Annotated in this window: 4 protein-coding genes; 2 read left to right on the top strand and 2 right to left on the bottom strand. The window is 73.4% G+C overall.

The genetic code is table 11. From position 1 onward, the window contains the following. Positions 1-256: 256 nt before the first annotated feature. Both AB0N63_RS36035 and AB0N63_RS36030 read right to left on the bottom strand, forming a co-directional pair. Positions 257-1,081, bottom strand: coding sequence for a purine-nucleoside phosphorylase (locus AB0N63_RS36035; RefSeq protein ID WP_365536231.1), 825 nt, complete (start codon positions 1,079-1,081; stop codon positions 257-259). 112 nt (positions 1,082-1,193) lie between these two features. Beyond that, entirely contained in the window at positions 1,194-1,631 is a 438-nt protein-coding gene (locus tag AB0N63_RS36030; protein WP_019985568.1) for a gamma-glutamylcyclotransferase, read from the bottom strand. An 88-nt stretch (positions 1,632-1,719) separates the two neighbouring features. On the opposite strand from AB0N63_RS36030, the gene AB0N63_RS36025 reads away from it, so the two are divergent. Then, a complete protein-coding gene (locus AB0N63_RS36025) occupies positions 1,720-3,168 on the top strand; it encodes an NAD(P)H-quinone dehydrogenase (RefSeq protein WP_365536228.1) in 1,449 nt (482 codons plus the stop codon). A 370-nt stretch (positions 3,169-3,538) separates the two neighbouring features. After that, the gene (locus AB0N63_RS36020; protein WP_365536227.1) at positions 3,539-4,507 is read left to right on the top strand and encodes a DeoR/GlpR family DNA-binding transcription regulator; all 969 of its coding nucleotides are present in this window, start codon (positions 3,539-3,541) and stop codon (positions 4,505-4,507) included. Positions 4,508-4,612 lie beyond the last annotated feature (105 nt).

Genomic DNA, 4,612 nt, shown 5'->3' with positions numbered 1-4,612 from the left:
GGACCGCAGTACGCGGCGGGCTTTGGACGTGCCACCACGGCCCCTTCCGCCGTACGGCGCCCGCGGGCCGGGGCTCCGCCGGCGTGCGGTCCGCTTCCGTCACACGGCGCCTGCGGCCCGGCCCCCGGGGGCCGGGGCGCGGGGGCGGGTGGCCCGCTGCCGTTGTGCGGCGGTGCGGGCCGGTGGCCTTTCGGCGTGCGGTCCGCTTCCGCCGGGGAGCCGCCCACCCGGTGCGGGCGGCCTTCCCCTCGTGGTGCTACAGGCGGTCCAGGACCTGGGCCAGGAGGGAGCCCATGCGGGTGGCGCTGTCGCGGCCCGCCTGGAGGACCTCCTCGTGGTTGAGGGGCTCGCCCGTCATGCCCGCGGCGAGGTTGGTCACCAGGGAGATGCCCAGGACCTCCGCGCCGGCCTCACGGGCGGCGATCGCCTCCAGGACCGTGGACATGCCCACCAGGTCCGCGCCGATCACGCGGGCCATGCGGATCTCGGCCGGCGTCTCGTAGTGCGGGCCGGGGAACTGGGCGTAGACGCCCTCCTCCAGGCTGGGGTCCACCTCCTTGCACAGGGCGCGCAGGCGGGGGGAGTAGAGGTCGGTCAGGTCGACGAAGTTGGCGCCGACGATCGGGGAGGTCGCCGTCAGGTTGATGTGGTCGCTGATCAGGACCGGCTGGCCGGGGCGCATGCCCTCGCGCAGGCCGCCGCAGCCGTTGGTCAGCACGATCGTCTTGCAGCCGGCCGCCACCGCGGTGCGCACACCGTGGGCGACGGAGGCGACGCCGCGGCCCTCGTAGTAGTGGGTGCGGCCGAGGAACACCAGGGCGCGCTTGTTCCCGATCGTGTACGAGCGGATCTTGCCACCGTGGCCCTCCACCGCCGGCGGGGGGAACCCGGGCAGCTCGGTGACCTGGAGTTCGGCGTCGGGCGCGCCCAGGGCGTCCACGGCCGGAGCCCAGCCGGAGCCCATCACGAGGGCGACGTCGTGGGTCTCCGCGCCGGTGAGTTCGCGCAGGCGCGCGGCGGCGGCGTCGGCGGCGGCGTAGGGATCGCCCTGGATGTCGTCCGGAAGAAGAGATGCGTTCACGCGGATGAGGGTAGCCGCTTCCGGCCTACGCGCGTAGATGACGGAGCTCACGGGAACGCGATCGTTGTCTTGTCGTTTCCGACGAGGGTGCGGGCTGGATGGTGCGAGCGGGTCAGCAGGGGCGTTTGCGCAGTTCCATCACGTAGTCGTGCGGGGCGCCCGCGGACTCGGCCGCGTCCGCGATCTCGCCCAGGTAGCGGGCCGAGGGCAGGCCGCCCTCGTAGCCGTTGAGGACGTAGACCCAGGCCGGCTCCTCGCCGTCCAGGGTGTGGACGCGTACGCGCATCCGCCGGTAGACCTCGTTGCCGACGCCCTCCCAGCGGTCCAGCGACTCCTCGTCCATCGGGGCGATGTCGTAGAGCGCCACGAAGACCTGGGAGATCGGGTCCTCCACCAGGGTCGCGAGCGCGCCCTCCCAGCCCATGTGCTCGCCGCCGAAGGTCAGCCGCCAGCCGTTCAGCCAGCCCGTGGCGCGCAGCGGCGAGTGCGGGGCGCGGCGGGACATCAGCCGCGCGTCGAGATTGCCGGCGTACGCGGCGTAGAGCGACATGGGCGAAGCGTACGGCAGGGCGCCCGGATACCGCCGACGGCGCCCGTGCGCCGCCCCGGGGCAGTGGCACCTTGAGGAGTGCGGGACAATGGAGTACGTGACTCGGATCGTGATCATCGGTGGCGGACCCGGCGGATACGAAGCGGCGCTGGTCGCCGCTCAGCTCGGCGCGGAGGTGACCGTCGTCGACTGCGACGGTCTGGGCGGAGCGTCGGTGCTGACCGACTGCGTGCCGTCGAAGACCCTTATCGCTACGGCCGAGGTGATGACCACCTTCGACTCCTCCTACGAGGAGCTGGGGATCATCGTCGCCGACGACACCCCGCCCATGGAGCGGGCCGCCCGGGTGGTCGGCGTCGACCTCGGCAAGGTCAACCGCCGCGTGAAGCGCCTCGCGCTCGCGCAGTCGCACGACATCACCGCCTCCGTGACGCGCGCCGGTGCGCGGGTCATGCGCGGGCGCGGCCGGCTGGAGGGCATGCAGGCCCTCGACGGCTCGCGCAAGGTCGTCGTCGCCACGGCCGACGGCAGCGAGGAGACCCTCACCGCCGACGCCGTGCTGATCGCCACCGGCGGCCATCCGCGCGAGCTGCCCGACGCGCAGCCCGACGGTGAGCGGATCCTGAACTGGACCCAGGTCTACGACCTCACCGAGCTGCCCGAAGAGCTGATCGTGGTCGGCTCCGGCGTCACCGGCGCCGAGTTCGCCGGCGCCTACCAGGCGCTCGGCTCCCGGGTCACCCTCGTGTCCTCCCGCGACCGCGTGCTGCCCGGCGAGGACCCCGACGCCGCCGCCGTCCTGGAGGACGTCTTCCGGCGCCGCGGCATGAACGTCATGGCGCGCTCCCGCGCCGCGGCGGCCAAGCGCGTCGGCGACCGCGTCGAGGTGACCCTCGCCGACGGGCGCGTCATCACCGGCTCGCACTGCCTCATGGCCGTCGGCGCCGTCCCCAACAGCGCCGGGCTCGGCCTGGAGGAGGCCGGCGTCAAGCTGCGCGAGTCCGGTCACATCTGGACCGACAAGGTGTCGCGGACGACCGCTCCGGGCGTGTACGCGGCCGGCGACGTGACCGGCGTGTTCGCCCTGGCCTCGGTGGCGGCCATGCAGGGACGTATCGCCATGTACCACTTCCTCGGCGACGCGGTGGCCCCCCTCGACCTCAAGTCGGTCTCCTCCAACGTCTTCACCGACCCGGAGATCGCCACCGTCGGCTACAGCCAGGCCGACGTGGACGCCGGCAAGATCGACGCCCGCTGCGTGAAACTGCCGCTGCTGCGCAACCCGCGCGCGAAGATGCAGGGCATCCGGGACGGCTTCGTCAAGCTCTTCTGCCGGCCGGGCACCGGCATCGTGGTCGGCGGTGTGGTCGTGGCGCCGCGCGCCTCGGAACTGATCCATCCCATCTCGATCGCCGTCGACAACAATCTGACGGTCGAACAGATCGCGAACGCCTTCACCGTGTACCCGTCTCTTTCGGGCTCGATCGCCGAGGTGGCCCGGCAGCTGCACGGCCGCAAGGCCACGGGCGAGGCGTAGGCCCGCCGAAGGCGAGGCGTGGGCCCGCCGGGGCGCACCCCGGCGGCCGCCTCGCGGACGCCTGTGGGCGGTTCGTCGGGGCCGGGACCGCGGCCGGGGGGTCCGCCCGCTGAACGGGTGAACTGCCTGGTGGCGGGAGTGGCGCGGTCGGTGGCCGGCGGTCGCGCCGGTCCTGTCGTCCGGCCGGGTGCCGGTCCGGGTCGGGCAGCCCGGTTCGCCGCCGGAACGCGCCGTCCATGCGTGTGGCATAGGCGGCGGGCCTAGGCCCCGTACCGGCCCTATACCACCTGGCGCCGCCTTGTGCGAACAACTTCTGCTATTCGGCGCAAACTGCTGAAAGCAGACGGTCGCTGGGGTTACTGTCAGTTTCGTGTTCGCTGCTGAACGTCGCCAATTGATCCTCGAAATGGTGCGAGCGAACGGTGCGGTGTCGCTCCGTGAACTCGCCCGCGTCGTCCAGACCTCCGAAGTGACCGTACGACGGGACGTGCGCGCGCTGGAGGCCGAAGGACTCCTCGACCGCCGACACGGCGGTGCGGTACTTCCCGGCGGCTTCACGCGGGAGTCCGGTTTCCCGCAGAAGTCGCACCTCGCGACCGCGGAGAAGACGGCCATCGCCGACCTCGCCGCGGGCCTCGTCGAAGAAGGCGAGGCCATCGTCGTCGGGGCCGGTACGACCACGCAGGAGCTGGCGCGGCGGCTCGCCCGGGTGCCCGGGCTGACCGTCGTCACCAACTCCCTGCTGGTCGCCCAGGCCCTCGCCCACGCCAACCGCGTGGAGGTGGTCATGACCGGCGGGACGTTACGCGGCTCCAACTACGCCCTCGTCGGGTCCGGGGCCGAGCAGTCGCTCCAGGGGCTGCGGGTCTCGAAGGCCTTCCTCTCCGGGAGCGGCCTCACGGCCGAGCGGGGCCTGTCCACGTCCAACATGCTGTCGGCCTCGGTGGACCGGGCCCTCGTCCAGGCCGCCGCGGAGGTCGTCGTCCTCGCCGACCACGGCAAGCTCGGCGCGGACACCATGTTCCAGACCGTCCCGACCGACCTCATCACCCGCCTGGTCACCGACGAACCGCCGGCCCACGACGACCGCGCGGGCACCGAACTCCAGGCCCTCGCCGACCAGGGCGTCCAGATCTCCGTGGCCGGCCCGTCGGGGCACCCCGTGGGCGAACAGCCCCCGACCCGCGGCGACCGCCGCCGCGACGTCCCCCTGCCCGGCCCGCGCCGCGGCCAGGTACCGGGGAGCGCGACGACCCCACTGCGGTCCACGGCGCTCGCGGGGGACCAGACGGGTGAGCGGGGGGCCGGAGCGCGGGTGGCGGATCTGCGGAGGCGGTAGGGGGCCCGTTCGGCGCTGGTGCCGGTGGGCCGGTGGGGCCTGGAACCACCACTCGGCGTAGCACCGAGGCGCCCGGCCGGGACCCGGGAGCGGACCGGCCGGGCC

It is taken from the genome of Streptomyces sp. NPDC093260, assembly GCF_040683715.1.
Lineage (GTDB): Bacteria > Actinomycetota > Actinomycetes > Streptomycetales > Streptomycetaceae > Streptomyces > Streptomyces sennicomposti.
Note: the sequence above shows the minus strand (reverse complement) of the source record. Positions and strands in the feature narration are given on the sequence as shown.

Coding starts and splice junctions, on each gene's coding strand:
- AB0N63_RS36030 (WP_019985568.1), bottom strand. CDS start 1,631: ATGTCGCTCTACGCCGCGTACGCCGGCAATCTCGACGCGCGGCTGATG.
- AB0N63_RS36025 (WP_365536228.1), top strand. CDS start 1,720: ATGGAGTACGTGACTCGGATCGTGATCATCGGTGGCGGACCCGGCGGA.